At 42.6% G+C, this 22,984-nt stretch carries 13 protein-coding genes and 1 tRNA gene; 6 read left to right on the top strand and 8 right to left on the bottom strand.

The window, feature by feature from the left end; translation table 11 throughout:
- Positions 1 to 16: 16 nt before the first annotated feature.
- Together AB5217_RS09800 and AB5217_RS09805 are read right to left on the bottom strand one after the other, a co-directional pair.
- On the bottom strand, positions 17 to 1,990 hold the full coding sequence (locus AB5217_RS09800; RefSeq protein ID WP_032844600.1) for a LamG-like jellyroll fold domain-containing protein: 1,974 nt from the start codon (positions 1,988 to 1,990) through the stop codon (positions 17 to 19).
- A gap of 188 nt (positions 1,991 to 2,178) precedes the next feature.
- Positions 2,179 to 6,219, bottom strand: coding sequence for a response regulator (locus AB5217_RS09805; protein WP_042994406.1), 4,041 nt, complete (start codon positions 6,217 to 6,219; stop codon positions 2,179 to 2,181).
- Positions 6,220 to 6,429: 210 nt separating this feature from the next.
- Here AB5217_RS09805 and AB5217_RS09810 point away from each other — a divergent pair, with 210 nt between their 5' ends.
- The 5 genes from AB5217_RS09810 to AB5217_RS09830 all read left to right on the top strand — a co-directional run bounded on the left by AB5217_RS09810 (position 6,430) and on the right by AB5217_RS09830 (position 14,087).
- Positions 6,430 to 8,712, top strand: a complete 2,283-nt coding sequence (locus AB5217_RS09810; protein ID WP_004299912.1) for a GH92 family glycosyl hydrolase — start codon at positions 6,430 to 6,432, stop codon at positions 8,710 to 8,712.
- Positions 8,713 to 8,765: 53 nt separating this feature from the next.
- On the top strand, positions 8,766 to 9,716 hold the full coding sequence (locus tag AB5217_RS09815) for an endonuclease/exonuclease/phosphatase family protein (protein WP_032844604.1): 951 nt from the start codon (positions 8,766 to 8,768) through the stop codon (positions 9,714 to 9,716).
- A 52-nt stretch (positions 9,717 to 9,768) separates the two neighbouring features.
- Positions 9,769 to 10,926, top strand: coding sequence for a glycoside hydrolase family 76 protein (locus AB5217_RS09820; RefSeq protein ID WP_011108409.1), 1,158 nt, complete (start codon positions 9,769 to 9,771; stop codon positions 10,924 to 10,926).
- Positions 10,927 to 10,985: 59 nt separating this feature from the next.
- On the top strand, positions 10,986 to 12,431 hold the full coding sequence (locus AB5217_RS09825) for a glycoside hydrolase family 125 protein (protein ID WP_080706983.1): 1,446 nt from the start codon (positions 10,986 to 10,988) through the stop codon (positions 12,429 to 12,431).
- A 495-nt stretch (positions 12,432 to 12,926) separates the two neighbouring features.
- On the top strand, positions 12,927 to 14,087 hold the full coding sequence (locus AB5217_RS09830; protein ID WP_008997875.1) for a glycoside hydrolase family 130 protein: 1,161 nt from the start codon (positions 12,927 to 12,929) through the stop codon (positions 14,085 to 14,087).
- Positions 14,088 to 14,388: 301 nt separating this feature from the next.
- Here AB5217_RS09830 and AB5217_RS09835 read toward each other — a convergent pair whose 3' ends face one another.
- The 4 genes from AB5217_RS09835 to AB5217_RS09850 form a co-directional block, all read right to left on the bottom strand.
- Positions 14,389 to 16,659, bottom strand: coding sequence for a GH92 family glycosyl hydrolase (locus AB5217_RS09835; RefSeq protein ID WP_032844607.1), 2,271 nt, complete (start codon positions 16,657 to 16,659; stop codon positions 14,389 to 14,391).
- A gap of 219 nt (positions 16,660 to 16,878) precedes the next feature.
- A complete protein-coding gene (locus AB5217_RS09840) occupies positions 16,879 to 17,550 on the bottom strand; it encodes an RluA family pseudouridine synthase (RefSeq protein ID WP_004304960.1) in 672 nt (223 codons plus the stop codon).
- Positions 17,551 to 17,559: 9 nt separating this feature from the next.
- Positions 17,560 to 18,306 (bottom strand): 3-oxoacyl-[acyl-carrier-protein] reductase, encoded by a 747-nt coding sequence (fabG, locus tag AB5217_RS09845; protein ID WP_004299904.1) that lies wholly within the window; start codon positions 18,304 to 18,306, stop codon positions 17,560 to 17,562.
- A 16-nt stretch (positions 18,307 to 18,322) separates the two neighbouring features.
- Entirely contained in the window at positions 18,323 to 18,913 is a 591-nt protein-coding gene (locus AB5217_RS09850; RefSeq protein WP_004299903.1) for a TetR/AcrR family transcriptional regulator, read from the bottom strand.
- 237 nt (positions 18,914 to 19,150) lie between these two features.
- Here AB5217_RS09850 and AB5217_RS09855 point away from each other — a divergent pair.
- A tRNA-Met gene (locus AB5217_RS09855) sits at positions 19,151 to 19,223 on the top strand.
- Positions 19,224 to 19,482: 259 nt separating this feature from the next.
- Here the strand turns inward: AB5217_RS09855 and AB5217_RS09860 are convergent.
- Complete coding sequence (locus AB5217_RS09860) at positions 19,483 to 20,280, bottom strand: sialate O-acetylesterase (protein ID WP_032844609.1); 798 nt, start codon at positions 20,278 to 20,280, stop codon at positions 19,483 to 19,485.
- A gap of 17 nt (positions 20,281 to 20,297) precedes the next feature.
- On the bottom strand, positions 20,298 to 22,973 hold the full coding sequence (locus AB5217_RS09865) for a glycoside hydrolase family 2 TIM barrel-domain containing protein (RefSeq protein ID WP_032844611.1): 2,676 nt from the start codon (positions 22,971 to 22,973) through the stop codon (positions 20,298 to 20,300).
- Positions 22,974 to 22,984: the final 11 nt, after the last annotated feature.

Below are 22,984 nucleotides of genomic sequence, written 5' to 3' on the forward strand. Positions count from 1 at the left end.
TATTATATTCCTAGTTTTAGTATGAATGAGGACATTCAATTGGTTCAAAGCGGCTCTTATCTCCATTATAAGTTGCAGGAAGTTCCGCTCCCCAGGCAGGTTTATTTTCGCTTATATTCTGCAAACAAACTTGCGCATCCAATCCGCTGCCGCCATTTCCCCAATTTTCAAAAACTGTAGTACCTCCGACACCTTTCGAGAATACCCAATATCCCATCAAGTCAGAGTGTTCTTCTGCATTAAGGATTTTGCACATATTCGCTTTAATTTCACTTTCGTCCAACGCTCTCTTCCACATCCGTGCCTGATAAACTTTGCAATATCCTACCCGATATGAATCTCCGGAACGTCCAATCAACAGTGCTTTATCATTTCCACCTACATCTGTCAGATTGAGAGATGAATTAGGGGCACAATCCTCATAAGAGTTATCTGCAGGAGTCAACGTTTCTCTCACCCCGTTTATATACATTTTATAAGCCTCTTTAGTACTTGATTTCGTTCCATCATATACAATGGCTATATGATACCATTTACCTGGAGTCTTACGTCCACCTTCCGAATCATCGCAATAAATAGTTTGCTGACTACGGAAACGGGGATCACTCTTACCATTAATTTTAGTGGCTATTTCAAAACGCGGATTCACATCCTTAGCTTCTGCACGAAGCAGGAATACACTTTCCAAACCTATAAACGATTGCATAGAACGAGTATAAGTCGGGTAGAACACAACCTCAAAAGTAAGCTGATTCATACTTTTCACCTCTGAATGTGATTCGGCATACTTTTTAATATCAATTTTAAAGCATACGTCATATTCCATACGATAACATACCGGATTCACATAAACTGGTAACGTCAATTTCTGACCTGCCGCATCAGACAGTTCCAGTGTGGTAGTCCCGAGCTTCTTTCCTGTTAGTTTTAACTTGGTAGCCCCGTCTTCCGTAATCAATTCTGCGGTTTTCAAATAGGTTTTATTATCATCTGTGAGTTGTGCCAACTTATAATCACCATTTCCTCTGGTAATAGCTATTTCTGTAGATGCCTCATAACCACCGATGATTAAAGAAGTTGCTTCATTTTCCAGTTTAAGGTTATATGGATTCACTTTCACCGAAATCTCCTCCACAGAACCTTTCTGATCTGTCACAATCACTTTCACATCACCTCTAGCTTTGGGTTTCAAGGTAATCAGGTTCTCTTTTTCAGTAGCTTCCACAATCGTTGCATCCGTAGTAGGCTCGCCGTCTCCCACCTGATAAGCGAAACTATATCCGCCATTACCTCTCTCAATAGAGATATATTGAGATTCGGCATCCGGTTCGGCAAAAGTGGCTTCATCACTTTTCAGTGTCAGATCCACGATGTTCACTACCACAGGAATAGTGATTGTCTTACCTTTCTTATCTGTTATCGTAATATTTACCGGATCGGCTCCAGTCTCGAACTTGGCAGTCAACGGAATAACTTGTCCGGATAGTTCACCCACTTCCAAAAACTTATCAGCACCTTCCGGTATGGAAATCTGATAATCTCCGTTACCGGTCAAAATCTTCACCAGTCTCTTTTCACCGATAAAAAGGTCAAAACCTTCTTCCGGTGCATCTACCGTCAAATCCCAGAGTTTTGCTACCCGAACCAGCACTCTAGCCACTTTCTTACGTCCATCTACTATTAATATAGTGGTTTCCGTACGGTTATTTTCTTCCAACTGGCTATTTTCGGTAGCTTTAATAGTCACCTTATTACCATTGATTGTAGCCGTCGCCACGTTTTCATCAAATGGCTTCACATAATAATCGCCATTACCGGAGGTGATACTCACCGTAATTTCGTCTCCTTGTAGTAGTGTCACCGAATTATTATCGACAACCAGATCTGTTGCCGGTTTCACTTCCTGTTCTTCTTTATCATCACTGCACGATACCATAAAAAATGGAATGGTCAATGCTGAAAGAAATAAAAAACTAAGTTTCCTTTTCATTAGATTAAAGATTAATAAATTAATACTTTTCAAGTTTATCTACTCAAAAACTTCGATGAGACAAAGATAAAATCACTAAACTCTACCAAAAGAAAATTAACTATCCTTTTTTACCTTTTGGCACGGATATTTACTATATTAACACGGATATTTACTTCTTCTTTTTCTTTAAAAATTCCCGCCACAGGCTACTGCTGAACCTCTTCCAAATGTTTCATCCGAAACTCTTTTGGCGTGCACTCATACTTTTCACGGAACACCTTAAAGAAAGTAACTTTGTTCGAGAATCCCGAATCGAATACAATTTCATCAATCGTCTTTTTAGTGGTCAGCAATAAATCTTTCGCTATGTGCAAACGACATTCCTTAATCAGATCGGTCGGGCTATCCTCTCCTATCTCTTCCATCTTCCGATAAAGACTCCGGGGACTGATTGCCAGCCGATCGGCGATATAACGTGGAGTCAAATCTTTGTTCGTTATATTATCATTGATAATCTTCAAAACCGACTGTAGGAACTTCTTCGACTCTTTATGCGTCAACTTCCCGTCCGACTTTTCAAAAGAACTGATCGGCGAACTGAAATAATTTTTCAACACCTCTTTCCGTTCTATCACCTGACAGACAGAGATACGAAGATACTCCGCACTAAACGGTTTTGTGATATACATTTCCGCACCGGCAGAAAGGGCTTCCATCTGTTGTTCCATCTCGTGTCGTCCGGAAACCACAATAATAGGAATATGCGCCGTCTCTTTCACCGATTTAATCCGCCTGGTCAGTTCAATGCCACCCATTCCCGGCATCATGACATCACAGATAATCACATTCGGATAAACCTCATTCATCACCTGATCCAGCCGTTCAGGATCTTGCAAGGTTACCACATTGAAGTCAGCCGAGAAGATTTCTCCAATAAACCATAGCATTTCGATTTCATCATCGACAACCAAAAGCGTAGGACGCATCTTATCAAACTCATACTGGGGAAGTTTCAGTATCGATTGAGTATCTATCTTAGGGATGTATTCCGCTGTGAGCCGCTTGGTTTCCACCACTCCGGTAGTCAGTTCCACGACCGGCAAGGTTAGTGTAAACATCACCCATCCGTCAGGAGTATTTTCCACTTTCAACGTACCATTCAGCAACTTTGCCATATTATAAGAGATGGCTAGCCCCAGTCCGTTCCGTGAAAAGTTCTTTTCATCCTGATTCTCGAAATTATCCAAAATGGCATACCGATTAAAAATATACTGAAAATCCTTTTCCTTGATGGTACTTCCTTCATTCGCTACACGAAGAGTCAGCATGTTTTCCCCGCTCGTATCCACTTCAATCTTGATACTTTGTCCGTCGGGAGTATATTTAAAGGCATTAGAAATCAGATTAATAATAATCGTATTCAGAAACCCTTTGTCCGAGTTCCACATCACCTGCTCGGGTATCTTGCTCAAGAAAGTGATGTTTCTGGATTTAGCCATTTCAACAAACGTTTTGGCTATTCCTTTCACAATGGAAGACACATTCAATGATTCAACCCGCACTTCCCTGTTTCCCGTTTCAATCCGACGAAATTCGATCAACTCATGAATCAGGTTGTTGAGACGCTCCGCATTCGTCTGAATCATCTGTACGTAGTCCACGACAAATTTACTAAGTCCCTTCGATGAAAGGATTCGTCCGCAAGGACCATAAATCAAAGTCAGCGGAGTACAAAATTCATGTGCGATATTAGTAAAGAAACGAAGTTTGGACTCAAAGACATTCTTTTGATGGCGTTTCTCTATCTCGTTCAGCAATTCCTGCTTTTTACGTTTGGAGCGCAGGATAAAGGAACGTATCAGCAAGGCTGCCAGTAAAAGCAGACACAGGGCATAAATCAAATAAGCCCACCAGGAAGCATACCACGGATCACCTATACGAATCACCAGAGAATAGACATCACTCTCTTTATCAAAGACACTATTGTAATATTTCACCAGTAAGGTATATTCGCCGGGAGCCATATTCGTAAAAGAGACTCCGCTTTCCGAACCATTGTTTACCCATTGGTCACTCAATCCTTTCAGTTTATAGAAATAGGTACAGTTATTACCATTCAGATAATCCACAGAGGCAAATGAAACAGAAAAGAAATTCTGGTCATACTGCAAATTCAAGACTTCAGTTTCTTTTTTCCGGGTGAGAAATTCGCCCAGATTGTATTGTTCACCGAAGATAGACAGCTTATCAAAATAAACAGGAGGCATATAAAGCTGCTCCGGACGGCCATCCGCCCGGATAGCTACGACTCCATTGATTCCGCCAAAGAACAGAGTACCAGTCCGGGAATCCCGAAAAGCGGCACCGTCACTAAACTCTACCACTTTTAAACCATCTCCAAAGCCATACGAACGAAAGACATTCCTTTTCGTATCGAAATTGATTAATCCGAGATTGGTGCTCAACCAGAAGTTGTCGGACGAGTTTCTAAGAATTGCATGAATGGTATTATTCAGGAAACCATTCTTGGCATTGAAGAGCTGATAAGAGGTTTCCGATGTGTACTTTATCAATCCGTAGCTCGTTCCGAAAAGATAGTTATTGCTGCTGTCTTTACTGATAGCGAGAATATTATTCAGGGTCATGTTTTCGTATTTGTGAGTAGACACCGGTTCCAGGCCATTCGTCGTTTCGTTATAGCGGAATACCCCATATCCTTTATTGCCAAACAACAGGTTGGCTTCATTCTCCGCATAAATAGTAAAGAAATAGTTCGATCCCAGTTCGCCGTCATTGATGATGTAACGTTGCGCATCCACAATCACCGGATTGTCCGGTGTTCCGGCAATACGAGCTTTCACCACTCCCATGCCGACACTCGCCAGCCACAGTTCGGAATCTGCTGTTTCGTAAATGTCATGGATGTATTTGAAATCTTCGTTACCGATCCGTATTGGTATACTCTTGATACGTTTTTCCCGATATGAATAATAAGTTAATCCTTCTTCGTCTCCTATCCAAAGCAAATTCCGGTGGCTCTTGGCAAAACAATAAACGGCATTACTACTCAAAGCACTATTAGAGGTAGTCAACACCTCCGCCCGACAGTCGGAGATGTTTTTATCGAATTCGTAATCATAGATTTTAAGAATTCCGTTTCCTTTGGTTCCCACCCAGAAAGTACGTTCATCATCAAGATAGATGGCACGCACGGGGCGTTCTATTTTCTCGGTATAATTGCTAAGCACCATTGATTTGATAGAATAAAGCGGGTTCGAATAAAGATAAACACCCTGCCCGTCGGTACCAATCCAAACAACATCCTGAAAACGGTCTTTCTTGAGACAGAATACACCGCTGTTGATAGGTAACGACTGAATTTGATAATGATTCGTCTCCTTCTGTTTCTCCAACAGCAGAATACCATCCATCAAAAAGCCCACAAAATAGCTGTTATGATAATGAACGATGGAAGAAATTTTACCACGTTCCTGTATTTCTTTACCTAGATTGGCAATAAACTCATTCTTCTGGGTCGGAATATGGAAAGCATAGAAATTAAATTCCTTGTCTATGTAATAAAGAGATTGCTCGTCATTGAAACAATAAATCAAGGAAGTCTGATAAATCAGGTTCGTTTTCTGGGGTAACAGGGTGATATCTCCCGATGCGGCTTCCTGCTGTATATCATAACAGCGGTTATATCCTTTCATGACTACCCACATCCGGTTGTTACCGTCGATAAAGAAGTTTACGATATCGGAAATCGGGATTCCCGTGATATTGATTTTCTTGAAGACTCCTTCTTTTTTATGATAATAATAAATGCAGTTACTATCCTGGATAATGAACAGATTACCATGACTATCCTTATTCATAAAGAAGAGTTTCTGAAATTCATTATAGTGAGTGATTGTATTGGTTTTCCGGTTCAAACGGTTCAGCCCATAGTAGGTTTGAATCCAGTAAACATCTTCGCCCGTATACACAATATTGTCAATCAGATTACCAGATAAGTAATCCTCCTTGTCACGAGTCTTAAATTCCTCAATCTCCTGTCCATCATAAATATTCAGCCCGTCGCAGGTCCCGATCCACATCAATCCACGTTCATCCTGGCACAGAGATGTAATCGAACTATTAGACATATACTCTTTATCTGCAACTTGCTTCAAATTATAAGCATAAGCGTTATGTATCAACAGATTAAGAAAAAAGAATAGAATAAAAACCAACTGTTTTCCCATAGTGTATTATTCTTAGATTTGCTATATGACAAAGGTAAACAAAAAAACATTCCGAGCTTTTTTTTGGCCGGAATATAAGTAAAGCTCCGTGCCAGAGTAGTTAATTTCAGCGACAAGAGGCGATTTAGCCCCTCTATTACTAGAAGCACATTCCTTTTCTCCCTATTTTCGTCGTAGAAATTATTTTCAAATCAATAAATTCATTTGTTCATGAAAACACATTTTTCATTTAAACACTTGCTATTTCTTGGAGGTGCCGTGTTGTACAGCCTGCAATCTTCTGCCGTTAAGAATCCGGTAGACTATGTCAGCACACTGGTGGGCACTCAATCCAAGTTTGAACTGTCTACCGGAAACACGTATCCGGCTACGGCATTGCCGTGGGGAATGAATTTCTGGACACCGCAGACCGGTAAAATGGGAGACGGTTGGGCGTACACGTATGATGCCGACAAAATCCGGGGATTCAAACAAACACATCAGCCCAGTCCCTGGATGAACGACTACGGGCAGTTTGCCATCATGCCTATCACCGGCGGACTGGTATTCGATCAAGACCGACGTGCCAGTTGGTTCTCTCACAAAGCGGAAGTTGCCAAACCTTATTATTATAAGGTATACCTTGCCGACCATGATGTAACAACCGAGCTTGCTCCTACGGAGCGTGCCGTCATGTTCCGTTTCACGTATCCGGAGACAAAGAATGCCTACGTGATTGTAGACGCTTTCGACAAAGGTTCTTATGTGAAAGTGATTCCGGAAGAAAACAAGATTATCGGCTATTCAACCAAGAATAGCGGCGGTGTGCCGGAAAACTTCAAAAACTATTTCGTGATTCAATTCGACAAACCGTTCACATTCGTTTCCACAGTTTTCGAAAACAACATTCTTCCGAATGAAACAGAAGCAAAAGGAAACCACACAGGGGCCGTGATCGGATTCGCCACGAAAAAGGGAGAAATCGTACACGCACGTGTTGCTTCCTCCTTTATCAGCCCCGAACAGGCGGAGTTGAATCTCAAAGAGCTTGGCAAAAACAGTTTCGACCAACTGGTAGCGAACGGAAGAGAGATTTGGAACCGTGAAATGAGTAAAATAGAGATAGAAGACGATAATATCGATAATTTACGCACCTTCTATTCCTGTTTATACCGTTCCATGCTTTTTCCACGCAGTTTCTACGAGATAGATGCTAAGGGACAAGTCATGCATTACAGCCCCTACAACGGCGAAGTGCGTCCCGGTTATATGTTTACCGACACCGGATTCTGGGACACGTTCCGCTGCTTGTTCCCTTTCCTCAACCTGATGTATCCGTCAATGAATCAAAAGATGCAGGAGGGACTAGTAAATACTTACAAGGAAAGCGGTTTCCTGCCGGAATGGGCCAGCCCGGGACATCGGGATTGTATGGTAGGCAACAACTCGGCTTCCGTAGTGGCCGACGCTTACATCAAAGGATTGCGAGGATATGATATCGAAACTCTTTGGGAAGCATTGAAACATGGAGCAAATGCACATCTTCGCGGGACTGCTTCAGGTCGTCTCGGTTACGAATCTTACAACCAACTGGGATATGTTGCCAACAATATCGGCATAGGACAAAACGTTGCACGTACATTGGAGTATGCTTACAACGACTGGGCAATTTATACATTAGGCAAGAAACTCGGTAAACCGGAGAGCGAAATCGACATTTATAAGAAACACGCGCTGAACTACAAAAATGTCTATCACCCGGAACGCAAACTGATGGTTGGCAAAGACAACAAAGGCGTATTCAATCCGAATTTCGATGCAGTGGACTGGAGCGGTGAATTTTGCGAAGGGAATAGCTGGCACTGGAGCTTCTGCGTATTCCACGACCCGCAAGGACTTATCAACCTGATGGGAGGCAAGAAAGAATTCAACGCGATGATGGATTCCGTCTTTGTCATCCCGGGTAAACTGGGAATGGAAAGCCGCGGCATGATTCACGAAATGCGTGAAATGCAAGTAATGAACATGGGGCAATATGCGCACGGCAACCAGCCTATTCAGCACATGGTATATCTCTACAACTATTCGAGCGAGCCCTGGAAAGCCCAATACTGGATACGTGAGATTATGAACAAGCTATATACCGCCGGTCCCGACGGTTATTGCGGTGACGAAGACAACGGACAGACTTCCGCCTGGTATGTATTCTCCGCACTCGGTTTCTATCCGGTTTGCCCGGGAACGGATGAATATATCATAGGAACCCCGCTTTTCAAATCAGCGAAGTTACATCTGGAGAACGGAAAGACCATCACAATCAAGGCAGATAACAACCAGCTTGACAACCGCTACATCAAGGAAATGAAAGTAAACGGGAAATCACAAACCCGTAATTTCCTTACACATGACCAGCTGATTAAAGGTGCTAATATTCAATTTCAAATGAGCCCCGTACCCAATAAACAACGGGGAACCACAGAAAAAGATGTACCTTACTCTCTTTCGTTTGAATAAAATATTGTACTTTTGGAGATCAATGAATTATCTACCAAACAAACTATAAAAACATGAAACTGAAAAACCTTTTACTAATTGCCCTTGTTGCGATCGTCTTTTGCGGTTGTCAAAGTAACTATCAGCCTACTTCTATCACCGTTGCCTCCTACAATTTGAGAAACGCCAACGGTGGCGATTCAATCAACGGAAACGGTTGGGGACAACGTTACCCGGTCATTGCCCAAATAGTGCAATACCACGATTTCGATATTTTCGGCACGCAGGAGTGCTTTATTCATCAACTGAAAGATATAAAAGAGGCATTACCCGGTTATGATTATATCGGTGTAGGTCGCGACGACGGCAAAGAGAAAGGTGAACATTCTGCTATTTTCTATCGCACAGACAAGTTTGACGTGATAGAGAAAGGTGATTTTTGGTTGTCGGAAACTCCCGACGTGCCGAGCAAAGGATGGGATGCCGTGTTGCCGCGTATTTGCAGTTGGGGACACTTCAAATGCAAAGATACCGGCTTCGAATTCCTTTTCTTCAACCTGCACATGGACCATATCGGCAAGAAGGCACGTGTGGAAAGTGCATTCCTCGTACAGGACAAGATGAAAGAACTTGGCAAAGGCAAAGAGCTTCCGGCCATCCTGACGGGAGACTTCAATGTCGACCAGACCCACCAGTCTTATGATGCTTTTGTGAGCAAAGGGGTGTTGTGCGACTCTTACGAGAAGGCCGGCTTCCGCTATGCTATCAACGGCACGTTCAACGACTTCGACCCGAACAGCTTTACGGAAAGCCGTATCGACCATATATTCGTTTCTCCGTCTTTCCAAGTGAAAAGATATGGTGTGCTGACTGATACTTACCGCAGCATCGTAGGCAAGGGAGAAAAGAAGCAGGCGAACGATTGCCCGGAAGAAATCGACATCAAGGCTTATCAGGCGCGCACTCCTTCAGACCATTTCCCCGTAAAGGTGGAACTGGAGTTCGACCAGCGTCAGCAGAAATAATCTTTGTATCTAGTTATAACCTGAAAGTTTCACCACACAACCCGATATTCCTATGAGAAATATATGTTTTGTAGCCTGTATGTTATTTTGCCTTACCTCCGCAGTGGGAAAGACACCGGGAAATACCCGTTATCTTTCTATTGCCGACTCAATTCTATCTAATGTATTGAATCTCTATCAGACGAATGACGGACTACTAACAGAAACGTATCCTGTCAATCCCGACCAAAAAATTACTTATCTGGCGGGCGGAACGCAGCAGAACGGAACGCTGAAGGCTTCTTTTCTATGGCCGTATTCCGGGATGATGTCGGGTTGTGTGGCTTTATACAAAGCGACCGGAAACAAGAAGTACAAAAAGATTCTCGAGAAAAGAATTCTACCGGGAATGGAGCAGTATTGGGATAACAGTCGCTTGCCGGCCTGTTATCAGTCATACCCCACCAAGTACGGGCAGCACGGACGTTATTATGACGATAACATCTGGATTGCACTGGATTACTGCGATTATTACCAACTGACTCACAAGCCTGCATCTTTGGAAAAAGCCGTTGCATTGTATCAATATATCTACAGTGGATGGAGCGATGAGATAGGCGGTGGCATCTTTTGGTGTGAACAGCAGAAGGAAGCGAAGCATACTTGTTCCAATGCACCGTCTACTGTGCTCGGTGTCAAGTTGTACCGGCTGACGAAGGATGCCAAATACCTCGAAAAAGCAAAAGAGACGTATGCCTGGACGAAAAAGCATCTGTGCGACCCTACCGACCATCTTTACTGGGATAACATCAACCTGAAAGGGAAAGTTTCCAAAGAGAAGTACGCCTACAACAGTGGACAGATGATTCAGGCGGGTGTATTGCTCTATGAGGAAACGGGAGATGAACAGTATTTGCGCGATGCACAGCAGACAGCCGCAGGAACTGATGCTTTTTTCCGCACAAAAGCCGACAAGAAAGACCCGACTGTCAAAGTGCATAAAGACATGGCCTGGTTTAACGTGATCTTATTCAGAGGACTGAAAGCTCTGTATAAGATTGACAAGAATCCGGCGTATGTCAATGCGATGGTGGAAAATGCGCTTCACGCCTGGGAAAACTACCGGGATGAAAACGGATTATTAGGCAGGGATTGGTCGGGACATAACAAGGAGCAGTATAAATGGCTGCTCGACAATGCCTGTCTTATTGAATTCTTTGCAGAGATTTAACACTTCTTCTCCGCAACACTTTCATAATCAATACTAATCAACAAAAAAAGACTATTACCATGAATATAACTAAAGCCTTTTGTTTGTCCATAGCACTCTTTGGTGCTAGCAATATGCAGGCTATAACGAACAGTGATTTTGTCATCCAACAAGATAATACCAAAATCAACAACTATCAGACGAACCGTCCGGAAGCATCGAAACGTCTGTTTGTCTCACAAGCTGTGGAACAACAGATTGCGCATATCAAGCAACTGCTGACGAATGTCCGCTTGGCATGGATGTTCGAAAACTGTTTCCCGAACACACTGGATACTACTGTTCATTTTGACGGTAAAGACGATACGTTTGTTTATACAGGTGACATCCACGCCATGTGGTTGCGCGATTCGGGTGCACAAGTATGGTCTTACGTGCAACTCGCCAACAAAGACGCAGAACTGAAAAAAATGCTCGCCGGCGTTATCAAACGTCAGTTCAAGTGTATCAATATCGACCCGTATGCCAATGCTTTCAACATGAATTCCGAAGGCGGCGAATGGATGAGTGACCTTACGGACATGAAGCCCGAACTGCACGAACGCAAATGGGAAATCGACTCGCTCTGTTATCCTATCCGTCTCGCTTATCATTACTGGAAGACGACGGGAGATGCCAGTATATTCTCCGACGAATGGCTTACAGCCATCGCCAAGGTTCTGAAAACGTTTAAGGAACAGCAACGAAAAGAAGATCCGAAAGGTCCTTATCGTTTCCAACGTAAAACGGAACGTGCACTCGATACGATGACCAACGACGGCTGGGGTAATCCTGTAAAGCCGGTCGGACTGATTGCTTCTGCTTTCCGTCCTTCGGATGATGCTACAACTTTCCAGTTCCTCGTTCCATCCAACTTCTTTGCTGTAACTTCATTGCGCAAAGCTGCCGAAATTCTGAATACAGTCAACAAGAAACCTGATTTAGCTAAAGAATGTACTACACTGTCGAACGAAGTGGAAGCAGCCCTGAAAAAATATGCGGTTTACAATCATCCGAAATATGGCAAAATCTATGCTTTCGAAGTGGACGGTTTCGGCAATCAACTGTTAATGGATGATGCCAATGTGCCGAGTCTCATTGCCCTGCCTTATCTTGGGGATGTGAAAGTGAACGATCCTATTTATCAGAATACCCGTAAGTTTGTATGGAGCGAAGATAATCCTTACTTCTTCAAAGGTACTGCCGGTGAAGGAATTGGCGGTCCGCACATCGGATATGATATGATTTGGCCCATGAGTATTATGATGAAAGCATTCACCAGTCAAAACGACGCAGAAATCAAGACCTGTATCAAAATGCTGATGGATACGGATGCCGGAACAGGGTTCATGCATGAATCTTTCCACAAGAACGACCCGAAAAACTTTACTCGTTCCTGGTTTGCATGGCAAAATACGCTGTTCGGAGAACTAATCCTAAAACTCGTGAATGAAGGAAAGGTAGACTTGCTGAATAGTATCCAATAGTCTTCTATTATGTTTTTATTGTATTCCCGCTTATGAGATAACTGTTTCTAACCTTGAAGCTTACGCTTCCAAAGTAGTTTCAAGGTTGAAGAACTTTAGTTTCACGCCTTTGAAACCATAGTTTCAAGTAAGAGAAACTAGAGTTTCTCACCGATGAAACTAAAGTTTCCCGCTGACGAAACAAAAGTTTCAAGCAATAGAACTTTTAGTTTCAAGTACTGAAACTCTCTCTTCCGTAATAGTCTGATAATCCTTGAATACCGCTCCGGATAGAAAAATAAGTGCCCACATAGCAGAGAAGCAATAAAATCCTTACTTTCAACAAGGTGACAGCAAAGTTGTCGTCACCTTGCCGTCACATCATGCTGTCACACTGCAGTATATTTATAATCAATCATTTATGCCCAATCAGGTGACAGATGACAGCATTTTATTTATTTTCCAATTTATATGTAGGGAGTATATGACTCCTAAAAAATAAATGACCCATATAATATGAACAATATGAAATCAACTTTTTTATTCCTACTTACTACAACCATGATGACCTGTACTGCCTACGGACAGTCTTCCAATCATAAAGAGAACAAATTACCCGATTGGGCTTTCGGTGGTTTTGAACGTCCAAAGAATGTCAATCCGGTAATATCTCCTATAGAAAACACCAAGTTTTACTGTCCATTGACCAAAGATTCTATTGCGTGGGAATCGAACGATACATTCAATCCGGCTGCTACACTCTACAATGGTGAGATTGTCGTGTTATACCGTGCAGAGGATAAATCAGGTGTCGGTATCGGACACAGGACTTCTCGCCTCGGTTATGCCACTTCTACCGACGGCACACATTTCCAACGGGAAAAGACTCCTGTATTCTATCCGGATAATGATTCACAAAAAGAGTTGGAATGGCCCGGCGGCTGCGAAGACCCACGAATTGCCGTAACCGATGACGGATTATATGTAATGATGTACACCCAATGGAATCGCCATGTACCTCGCCTGGCAGTAGCGACCTCCCGCAACCTAAAAGACTGGACAAAACACGGTCCTGCTTTTGCCAAAGCATTTGATGGAAAGTTCTTCAACCTGGGTTGTAAGTCCGGCTCTATCCTGACCGAAGTTGTTAAAGGGAAACAGGTTATCAAGAAAATCAACGGGAAATACTTTATGTACTGGGGAGAGGAGCATGTATTCGCAGCTACTTCCGATGACTTAATCCACTGGACACCGATTGTCAACATTGACGGTTCCCTAAAAAAGCTGTTTTCTCCCCGTGACGGCTACTTCGACAGCCATCTCACCGAATGTGGGCCTCCGGCTATCTACACTCCGAAAGGAATTGTCCTTCTTTATAATGGTAAGAACCATTCAGGAAGAGGTGACAAACGCTATACCGCCAATGTCTATGCTGCCGGACAAGCACTCTTCGACGCCAATGATCCTACCCGCTTTATCACCCGTCTCGATGAACCGTTCTTCCGTCCGATGGATAGCTTTGAAAAGAGTGGGCAATATGTGGATGGAACCGTATTTATAGAAGGAATGGTCTACTTCAAAAACAAATGGTATTTGTATTATGGTTGTGCTGACTCCAAAGTAGGAGTAGCCGTTTATGATCCGAAACGACCGGCAAAAGCTGATCCGCTTCCATAGTTATAAAAATAGTCTTGATTACATTCTTTTTTAAAGGAAAGATGTAATCAGGACTAACTTATTTCTTAAAACTATATTCCCCAAAACGGCTGAAAACAGTAAGTCCTTGTTAAGGATTTGCTTTTCAGCCGTTTCTAGTATAAAATAAAGCTTTCCGAAGCAGAATTAAATGCTACAATCGGAAAGCCTTATAATACCTATTGAAAACTGAATTGAATATTGAGAACCAGCTTTATTCTTTCATTGTCGGAGGCTTCTTCCTCCTTTCAACAATTAGCTGTCTTTTATAAGTAAGCCATCTTTATCCATTTATCTTATTCAAAACAACCGGTCTGTTTGCCGGAGCCTTACCAAAATTCTTATTAGGCTTTTTCCCCATTACAAACTTCAATGTGCTGCCATTTATTATATCCTGATAAGTGATATAACTCTTATCATAAGGCTTGCCATTCAAATACACTTTCTGGATATAGATATTTTCTTTGCTGTTATTGGGTGCTTCTACAGTAAAAGTGTTACCACCACGTACCTTCACTTCTACTTTCTTAAAACAAGGGCTACCGAAAACAAATACACCATCCGACGGGTTCACCTGATAGAGTCCCATAGATGAAAGAAGATACCAGGCAGACATTTGGCCACAATCCTCATTACCGATGATACCGTCCGGCTGGTCTGTGTAAAAATCGCTCATGATAAAACGAACCTTTTCCGCCGTTTTCCATTGTTCACCGGCATACGCGTAAAGATAAGCAACATGATGGCTCGGTTCATTTCCATGTGCATATTGTCCGATCAATCCGGTTATGTCGCTCGATGCTTCTTCCCCCATACTGTCGGTATTGGTAAAGAAACCATCAAGCTTCGTTGTAAAAGATTTGTCACCTCCAAACAAGGCAATCAGCCCATAGGGGTCTTGTGGAGCAAAGAAAGTATATTGCCATCCGTTTCCTTCACAGAAATCTCCAACAGTATGGATGGAACGTGCCGGATCGTAAGGAGTACGCCAAGAGCCGTCTTCCAGTTTCGGACGAATGAAATGGATAGAAGAATCAAAATAGTTCTTGTAATAATGAGCACGTTTTGAGAATGTTTCAGCATCTTCTGTCTTTCCCATCTTACGTGCCATAGCGGCAATTCCCCAGTCGTCTACTGCATACTCCATGGCTATGGAAGTAGCTTCATGAACTTTGTCGGCAGGGATATAGCCTTTTTTGACTACATAAGGTACTCCTTTCTGCTTTTCATAAGTAGCTGTAGCTATCATTGCTTGCAATGCTTCTTCCGCATCGAACCCGGTAAATCCTTTCAGATATGCATCGGCAATCACCGGCACGGAGCTATACCCCGGCATCTGATCGGTCTCTCCACTCATCAAAGGCCAGATAGGGAGTTTGTCCTGCTGACGATAGATGGAAATCATCGAATTGACTACATGATCAACCATTTCAGGTTGAGTAATAGTCATCAAAGGATTTAATGCACGGTAGGTATCCCATAAAGAAAGAGTCGTATAGTTGACTTTCTTCGGGTCTGTGTAAATCATGTCATTCATCCCTCTATACTCTCCATTCACATCGCAAAAAAGCGTAGGGGCAATCATAGTATGATAATGGGCGGTATAGAATACACGTTTGGAAGCCTCATCATCAGTCTCTACTGTCATCTTCTCCAGTTGCTTATTCCATCGGTCGGCACTCATATCCACCACCTTATCAAAATCCCAGTGAGTAAGTTCGGATTGCAGGTTCATCGCTGCGTTGTCACAGCTGACAGAAGAAAGGGCGACTTTTATCTTCACTTCCTTCACGTTACCAAAAGTGAGGACACTCTTCACCGATGCCACTTTCAGTTGGTCCCAAGGTTGCGGGTTATTATCATCATAGGCAGTAAACTGCTCTATCTTCTTATCACTTTTCAACACAAAATAAACTTTGCGGGAAGGACTCCAGCCTCTCACATAACGATAACCCTCTACTGTATAATCATCTACCTTACGGATATAGCTGTCGTAAGCATTCGATCCGTTTCCTTCACGTAAGTCGATTAATATGGAAGCCGGTTTTCCTTCAGGATAAGTATAACGATGGAAGCCTACACGATCTGTAGCTGTCAGCTCGGCTTTGATATTGTAACGGTCGAGAAGCAAAGAGTAATATTCGGGACGGGCGATTTCATTCGCATGAGAATATCTGGAAGCATACCCATCACGTATATCATCCTGATTGCCTCTGGGAGTACGGATCTCATTCAATGGCATGATGAGAATATCACATAAGTCAGTACAGCCCGTACCGCTCAAATGGGTATGTGAAAAGCCGATTAAAATACTATCGGAATAATGATAACCCGAGCACCAGTCCCAACCTTTATGGATATTGGTAGGACCCAGCTGTACCATTCCATACGGAACACTCGTCCCAACAAAGACGTGTCCATGATAACCGGATCCGATATACGGATCGACGTACTGCAATAATCCTTCACTTTTTGAATAGTTCTGTTGCGCTACTCCATTTCCCGCTGCAAGCAAGACACAAGAAGTAAGTGCAAGTAGTTTAAATGCCTTCATTCGTATTTTTCTTTGGTATGATTGAAAATTATAGTTAGCGAATGATGCAAATATACTACCTATTTAGGAATTAACTAACTGTCGCTAGAGTTTACAAGAAAAATGGCAGGCAGGTTTACTCTTTTGGCAAGTTCCAACCACAGATTTACACGGTTTTCCACAGAAAAACTGCGTACCGTCTACTAAATAACATAATAAATGAATCTGTGGAAATCCGTGTTAATCTATGGCGAATCCTTTCCATAAATTCCCTTCGGGAAGAGGAGCTTCAAGCTCTATCAGTTCTTTTGAGACAGGATGTACGAACCGTACTCTCCGGGCATGCAGACAAATGCTCCCATCCGGATTGGAGCGTGGAGAGCCATATTTCAAATCTCCCTTGATAGGGCATCCCATTTTTGCCAGCTGACAACGAATCTGATGATGACGTCCGGTTTTTAAATCGACTTCGAGCAAATAGTAATTCTCCGAATGACCGATCAACCGGTAATGCAAGATCGCTTTCTTGCTGTTCGGCACTTCTTTGTCGTATGCATAACTTTTGTTCTGCTTTTCATTACGTACAAGAAAATGTACCAGTTCACCTTCCGGTTCTTGCGGAGCATTTTTCACAACCGCCCAATAAGTCTTTTTCACCTCACTGGTGCGAAACATTTCGTTGAGCCTTGTTAATGCCTTACTCGTTTTGGCAAAAATAACAAGACCGCTTACGGGGCGGTCCAGCCGATGTGTCACACCGAGGAAAACATTTCCGGGTTTCTGATACTTCTCTTTCAGATACTGTTTCACAGTCTCCGAAAGCGGCGTATCCCCCGTCTTGTCTGCCTGGACAATCTCGGAAGCGGTCTTGTTGACTACAATGATATGGTTGTCTTCGTATACAACAGTCATTCTGTTCGATTACATATTCATACCACCATCTACCTGAATCACCTGACCTGATACATAAGAAGACATATCAGAAGCCAGGAAGGTAGCGATGTTTGCCACATCTTCAGGAGTACCACCACGACGCAAAGGAATTTTCTTTGCCCATTCAGCTCTTACTTCGTCAGAAAGAGCAGCTGTCATGTCTGTCAGGATGAATCCCGGAGCGATAGCGTTGGCACGGATGCCGCGAGAACCCAACTCTTGTGCGATAGACTTAGCCAATGCAATCATACCTGCCTTAGAAGCAGCATAGTTAGCCTGTCCTGCATTTCCGTGAACACCTACAACAGAGGCCATATTGATAATGCTACCAGCTTTTTGACGCATCATGATAGGTGTACAAGCATGGATGAAGTTAAATGCTGACTTCAGGTTCACGTTGATTACCATATCCCATTGCTGTTCGCTCATGCGCATCATCAAACCGTCACGAGTGATACCGGCATTATTTACCAATATATCGATCCGTCCGAAGTCCTTGTGGATTTCTTCAACGACCTTTGCAGTATCTTCAAAGTTAGCCGCGTTAGAAGCGTAACCTTTGGCTTTCACGCCCATTGCTTCAAGTTCCTTTGCTGTATTTTCTGCATTTTCGTCAATGACAAGGTCAGTAAATGCGATGTTTGCGCCTTCGGCAGCAAACTTAAGAGCGATAGCCTTACCAATACCGCGAGCAGCACCGGTTACAATGGCTGTTTTTCCGTCTAATAATCCCATACTAAAAGTTATTTAATTAAATTTCTGTTCTATGCAGTGCGCCAAACACAATGTTGGACACATATCTATTTCTTGTATCTTCATCCAGATGTGCACCTATATGGCCTCGAATATAAGGAACTTCAATTCCTTTCACACAATAATGTATCAAGTCGGCAGTCATCTCCACATCGTCAATATGGAAAACTCCTTTTGCCTGTCCTTCCAGAAGAACGGCTTTAAAGAGCTGGACTTCCTTTGCATCAAACTTCTTGCGAACTTTTTCCACCCGCCATATATCACGGAAGAAATAAGCACGCAGTGTTCCGTTTCGATAGACCACCTCTTTTACCGCGTCCAACCGGGTATATATCATCTCCAACAATTTCTCGTCCGGTGAGATATTTTTCTCGGCCACCCGCTTCATCATATCCGACAGAATATCCAATTCCGATTCCACAACAGCCAAATAAATTTCATCCTTACTTTTAAAATAAGTATAGAGCGTTCGTCTACCTTTTTTAGAAGCAAGAGCGATATCATTCATAGTTGTGTTTTCTACTCCCATCTTCGCAAAAAGCTGACGGGCTACATCTACTAATTTGGCTTTTGTCTTGGATACGGTCATAGGTTACAAATTGCACATTGCTGAATATTTTGAGCAAAAGTAATTCTTTTCTTTAGACCATACAAGAAAATAGAGAGAATATTAACATTTGTATATTAATAGGTGCTAAGAAAAAGTTTCATCATTATTTCATTCATTCTCAACCAAATAAGAAAAAAATGATGATTTACTCGAAAAATATTCAGCAAATTATTTGTTTGTTTCAAAAAAAGCCGTACCTTTGCACCCGTTAAACATCGCGGAGTGGAGCAGTTGGTAGCTCGTTGGGCTCATAACCCAAAGGTCATTCGTTCGAGTCGGATCTCCGCAACTAAAGATAAGAAGAATCGCAGAAATGCGGTTCTTCTTTTTTATGACGACTCTTCTTTACTGGTTTTATTCACAACCTAATTTCAGTTATCAACAAGGATATCAACAAAGTTATCAACAGGTTAATTTACTTATAATAAAACAATTAACTATATAGATTCCTTTTCTATCAACAAGGCAGTATTTAGTTATTCACCATACAAAAGCCGGCTGATCCCTCATGAATCAGCCGGCTTTTATGTTCCTCGAAAAAGGGTATTCTATTGATGTTTATAGAACTTCAGTACCTTTTTCGCATAACGTTTTCCTAATAACAGTTGTGCTTCCGTATTAAAATGAGGGTCCTTCTCATCTTTATACCATCCCAATCCTTTCGATGATACCCAATCAGAATGGGGAATAAATGAAGAAACTTTTTTAATCATCTGATTAAAGGGGACTGTACCTGCTTCTCTTTTTGTCCAGTTCCATTGAGAAATCTGTCCTACAACAACCGGTAGATTCGGCATGCCCAGATCTTCCCGCAAGTCTTTCACCAAAGAAATCAGTTTCTGTTTATACGCTTCCGGATTCGAACAATCGGCTTCTCCCTGATGCCAAAGGATTGCTTTCAAAACACCTCCCTGCTTCATTGCAATCCGAACCCGGGAAAGAGCTTCTTCATAATATCCGTCTTTACTCCCTTTTAGCCAGGAGTTGATGGATGAGCCTCCACGCGCATTTACTACCAGTCCGACAGGACGTTTCGTTTGTCGGGCCATCTCTTTAGCAAAGCCGTAAGCCGGTCCCAAACGCTGCATTGACAAATCTTTCCGAACTGTAGAATAACGATTGAGAGGATTTACTGCCGGTTCAAAATTCCCCTTATCATTCAATAGATACACATTTTGGAGGGTATCCATGACTTCCGGAGTTAATGTTGCACGCCCCGCCATGTTGGATTGTCCGATGCATACATACAAATCAAAAGAGGACGGAACATTCTCCTTTACATTCCCGGCAAAAGCAAATAAAGATTGCAGGAGGAGAAAAGACAGTAAATAAATAGACCTAAGCATATTGACAGTGTTTATGATTAATAGTTTCTATAAATACGGATAGCGTTCAGAATAGGTTCTCCTTCTTTTTTATGGAAGTCAACACTCAATCCTTTTCCATCCTTCACCGTTACTACAAATTTCTTGATAACAGCACGGGCATATCCGTAATCACGAGCTATGTTGAAATCATCCAAAACAGTCGTTCCATTCATTGAAATTCCGAAGCTACGGTTTCCGGCAAACGTCTGTTCCGAGTCAGCTCCCAGATTATAAACCAACGCTTCCCTCTCTTTGTCCGACTCCAATTCTGCCCAGTACAAATATACGGAATATTCTCCATTCGGTACATCAGCTTTAAAAGATTTTATTCCAACACGTTGAGTCTGGAAGATTGGATTCATATCCGTTCCCAGAATGTCAATATCCGAACCAAGCATACTGCCGAATCCTGTTTTACGACGATAAGAAGTTCCGCCTACAAATCCCCAGCTACCGGGCTTATACTCCTGCTCGGGAATCCATGCTACATTTGCTGTACGGTCTTCAAAATATCTCGGAGAACCCAACATTACATTTATTTCCGTAAATGGAATTGCTTCGTCTTTCAACTGTGAGCCTACCAACTGGAACTGAATCCGGAGCATATCCCGCAATTTGCTATCACCAGCCACGGCAACTGCTTCCAAGAGATTCTCTCCACCAACGAACGGTACGTCGAACAAGGCATAATTATCTTCTACCTTTTTCTTTCCCAGACTTTTATTGTTCACAAACAGCTCTACTTCTTCCGCATTAGAGAATACAGGGACAGACTGAATACATTCTTTCTGTGCAGTATTCACCACTCCCCCACGGCTTTTCCACTCCCGATTACCTATAACAAGTATCGGACGACGTGACAAAGCTGTCTTATAAAACCAATAGACATCTTTCTTCTCCCTGTATAATCCGACAACTCCTTTATTGTTTACATGAGGAACAGCATCGACACGGGATTCGGAATAAAAATCATTCAGATTCCACAGACTGGAACCGGCAATAAACGGACGTTTCATCATTTCACGGAGATAATGTTTATGATACACCAAACCATATTCCTGTGAGAAGTCGAAACGTTCCGGCTGGTAGGAATGAAGTCCCGGATCTACTCCCGGTCCATATTCCGTAACCATCAACACTTTTCCCCTGTATACCTTATGGGCACGGTCGAGCAAACGTTGAAACTCATTGATATCCGGCTCATACCAGCCTTGATACAGGTTCCACCCCTGAATCATCGGAATTTCGGTCAAATGGGCGTCTTCGTAATATTGAGGCATATTATGATAAGCCATCATGGTATATCTTGAAGGATCTTCCTCGCGAATGGTCGCTTCCAAGGCACGGGCTACTTTTTCAGTAAAGCGGTAGTAATCTTCCAATTGCTTGCCTTCGGTATAAGGGCGACGCAGAAAAATCTCATTCATATACCCCCAAATCATAACAGAAGGACGGTTGAAATCCTGACGTACCATTTCTTTAGCCATCTCAACGGAGTTCTGCAAAAACTCTTCAGTTTCCGTAACAGCATTGACAACGGGGATTTCAACCGAAGTCACAATACCCAGTTTATCACACATTTCCATGATTACAGGATCTTGGGGATAATGTGACACACGCAGGAAGTTCCCTCCCATCTCTTTCAACAACAGAACATCTTGTACATGCAACTCATCGCGCAAGGCATTTCCTTTCTGAAAATAATCCTGATGCCGGGCAGTTCCGATTAGTTTACGTCCTTTGCCATTCAGGAAAAAGCCTTTTTCCGAATCAAATTTAAACCAGCGCAAGCCTAACGGATTCACCACTTCATCCAGCAAAGTACCCTTTTTCTTATCGAGAATACGCGTATATACCATATACCGATAAGGATCGTCTATATCCCACAAACGGGGCGAATCTATTTTTATCTTTTTAGAGATGTCTGTCTTTGTTTCACCGGATGCCAGCTTTATTTCCGCATGAGTCTTTTTCACTTCCTTACCATCCGCATCGCAGATTACATTTTCCACCCTGATTTCTGCTGGTTGAAGTGTATTATTCGTCAGTAATGTAGTAATTTCTACCGAGGCTGCGGAGTTGTTCACTTCGGGTGTACGGATATAAACTCCTGACGAAGCATAATCATTCGTTGCAATGTGCACCGGATTCATAAACTGCAGATAGACATCCCGGTAGATACCGCCAAAGAAAGTAAAATCGGCAGATAAGGGAGGAATATTAGGGTTATAGACATTGTTCACATAAATGGCAAACAGGTTTTCCTGTCCATAACGCAAATGGGAAGTGATGTCAAAACAGAAACGGGTATACCCTCCTTTGTGTTCTCCCACGAACTGACCGTTCAGATAGAATCGTACTTCCTGATTGGCTCCTTCAAAATAGATCACTGCCTGACGTCCCTCCTGGCTTTTATCTACAAACAATTGTTTCCGGTACCAAGCCGGTCCCCGATAAAATCCCGGAGTTTCGTCGTCTGCATCTTTATTATTCCATGTATGAGGTATATTGACCGTCTCCCAAGAAAAGTCGTCACAGCCGGCCAGCTGCGCTTCAAACGGAGATCCTTTTGTAAATTTCCATCCGTCGTTGATTGTGTATACCACACGCTGTTGCGCCTGTGCCCATCCCACAATAAACAATAGAATAAAAATATAGAGAAACTTCTTCATAATCGATATAT

Source organism: Bacteroides sp. MSSM.1001136sp1_RTP21357st2_D2_RTP21359_211015, assembly GCF_040913205.1.
GTDB classification, from domain to species: domain Bacteria; phylum Bacteroidota; class Bacteroidia; order Bacteroidales; family Bacteroidaceae; genus Bacteroides; species Bacteroides ovatus.